This window comes from Vibrio sp. B181a, from assembly GCF_030248375.1.
Taxonomy (GTDB): domain Bacteria; phylum Pseudomonadota; class Gammaproteobacteria; order Enterobacterales; family Vibrionaceae; genus Vibrio; species Vibrio campbellii.
The window spans coordinates 1-2,376 of sequence record NZ_JAHGAD010000049.1 but is presented as its reverse complement, the minus strand read 5'-3'; the positions used below and the strand labels follow the sequence as shown (position 1 = coordinate 2,376).

The following is a 2,376-nucleotide window of genomic DNA, read 5'->3' as shown; positions in this document are numbered from 1 at the left end:
TTGCGGAAATAACGCCCTGTTAAGGGGTGAGCAACGCAATACCGATGCCCCCGCATACCACCTTAAATACTAAAACCAACGCATAGTGAAAATGCCACGCGTTGCGAATCCCTCTTGAACAGTTTGTTAGCCTACAAGCCCAAATTAGGGTTCGGTTTCAAGCCGCTCGAGCGAAAACAAAGTACCCAGTGATCCCTCGCTCAATCAAGCGCGGAATTTCATCATAAATGCTGGCTGGCATCGTCAGAAACTCTACCTCGGTAAACCCAGCAAGCCTTAACTGCGCTTCAATTTCTACAGGGGCATAGCAGTTGAATAACATTGAACATTGAGGATCACCAGCCCAATCATCAATATAGTATTGCTCAATGCCTTTTGAAGATTGGATCAACTGCAAACACAGAACGCCTCCACGCTTTAAAAGCCCATTGAGGTTTCTTAGTGACTCGCAACACAGTTCTCTTGGAATATGAATGAAGCAGCCAAAACCATATATTCCATCAAATTTTTGATGCAAGGACTCAGGCTGTACCATGTCAAAAAGCTTAACTTTTAAGTACGGGTATCTTTCTCGAACAACACCTAAAAACCTAGAGGAATAATCAGTTGCAAGAACCTCAAAACCTAGCTCATGAAATTTTGCTGCGTCCGTTCCTGGTCCACAACCAACCTCTAAAACGTGTTTTCCATCAAGGCGTTTTATAAATTCACTCCTCGCAAGCTCACGTAAGTTAGGGTCATCTTCTGAGGCGGAATCTCCCGAATACGCCAAGGCAACCTTTTCCCATCCTTCCTTATTTATTTCATTTTGGTCGTATTTCAAACTAGTCATCCATTGTTCCAACTTTGAAAGGTAGGCTAACGCCCTGTTAAGGGGTGAGCAACGCAATACCGAAGTCGCCGCATGCCACCTTAAACACCTAAAACCAACGCATAGTGAAAATGCCACGCGTTGCGAATCCCTCTTGAACAGTTTGTTAGAGCGCAACTCACAGATTGAACAGAACTTTCAAAAGAGAATTTACCAAAGAAGATATTCCTAGAAATAGAACTAATGGCAAACCTATCGCTATTATCAGTTTAAACTCGACAAACTGACCTACAACCGCATCACCATATCTACCGCCCAAAAACTTTCTCGATTCGTCTCCTACCGTAGATTTGACTTCATCTGTGACCGTCTTGCGATCTTTACCGATGAATTCTTTAAACAACATAAAGCCGAAAGGAGCGATAATAATGCCTGCGATAAGATATGAAATGTATTCAATTATGTCCGTCATATTCACATTTTTCTCCTGCGCTCTAACGCCCTGTTAAGGTGTGAGCAACGCAATACCGAAGCTCCCGCATACCACCTTAAACACTAAGCGCAACGCATAGCAAAAATGCCACGCGTTGCGAATCACTCTTAAACAGTTTGTTATACGCGTTCCAAAAGGAGCTCATACTTTCTAGGTAACAGAGCAAACTCTCCCCAACCAACATGCTCTATACAAAGACCAGAACCGTTTTCTGTCACTTTACCGTACATTAGTACGATCCTGTCCTTGCTATCATCATCAATTCCCTTTTCACGTTGCTTTTCATCCTGAAGTTTAAAGTAAAAGTCGTTAAACTCTTTCGTATTGTAGCTAAGCTTCGTCATACGGATATTTTTAGGTGTCTTTCCGGCATTGAATGATTTAACAACTTTCCCATAATAAAGTTTGGGCTTATTATCCGGACCGGTAATAGTTTTGATACTCCGAATATAATCTTGAAGTTGGACCGCATGCTTACTATTTGGAAAAAAGAAGTAACGATGAAGGTTTTCATCAAAATTCTTTACTATACCTTTGACTGTTTTAAATTTGCTTGGAAGGTTGAAAGTTTCTCCACGGTGCCTACCTATCGGCACAGAAGTCACAGGGCCGTCGAGTTCTTCAACTTCCGTCTGATCATACTCCTTTGCCTTTTTGTTTGGCGCAATCGGCTTGTCTTGAATAAAGCCCTCAACAACAACAAGTTCCTCATCTTGTATTGCTTTTTTGGCTTCTTCTTCATTTAAGTACTTTTTGCCCTCAGCTTTCTTCGTGCGCAAACCACAATCTGTTTTTATGCTTCTTTTATGAGCAAAATATGCAGCTCTACCATTGTCTGAATAATCTTTATCTCGGGGTGAACGAAACAAAGGAGCACAACATTCAGGACAATAAATATTGTCGTGCATTTCCTCTTCAAACTCTGTTGTTAGAGCCTTCTCGGCATTTGCTTTAAGGTAAGCCTTATCACCCCCATCAAAACTCCAGCCCTTTAAAAAAAGTGCAAACTTAATTCTGTTTTCCATAGATACTCCAAACTTACACTCATAGCGTATAACGCGCAGTTAAGGTG

3 protein-coding genes are annotated in these 2,376 nt (G+C 41.6%); all 3 read right to left on the bottom strand.

All coding sequences use genetic code 11. The features are described 5' to 3' along the window. Positions 1-157 precede the first annotated feature (157 nt). The 3 genes from KIO97_RS21020 to KIO97_RS21000 all read right to left on the bottom strand — a co-directional run bounded on the left by KIO97_RS21020 (position 158) and on the right by KIO97_RS21000 (position 2,329). Positions 158-832: a bifunctional 2-polyprenyl-6-hydroxyphenol methylase/3-demethylubiquinol 3-O-methyltransferase UbiG gene (locus KIO97_RS21020; protein ID WP_285383855.1), complete on the bottom strand. Its 675-nt coding sequence runs from the start codon at positions 830-832 to the stop codon at positions 158-160. A gap of 157 nt (positions 833-989) precedes the next feature. Continuing rightward, complete coding sequence (locus KIO97_RS21010) at positions 990-1,283, bottom strand: hypothetical protein (protein ID WP_230689976.1); 294 nt, start codon at positions 1,281-1,283, stop codon at positions 990-992. 140 nt (positions 1,284-1,423) lie between these two features. Then, entirely contained in the window at positions 1,424-2,329 is a 906-nt protein-coding gene (locus tag KIO97_RS21000; protein WP_230689965.1) for a hypothetical protein, read from the bottom strand. Positions 2,330-2,376: the final 47 nt, after the last annotated feature.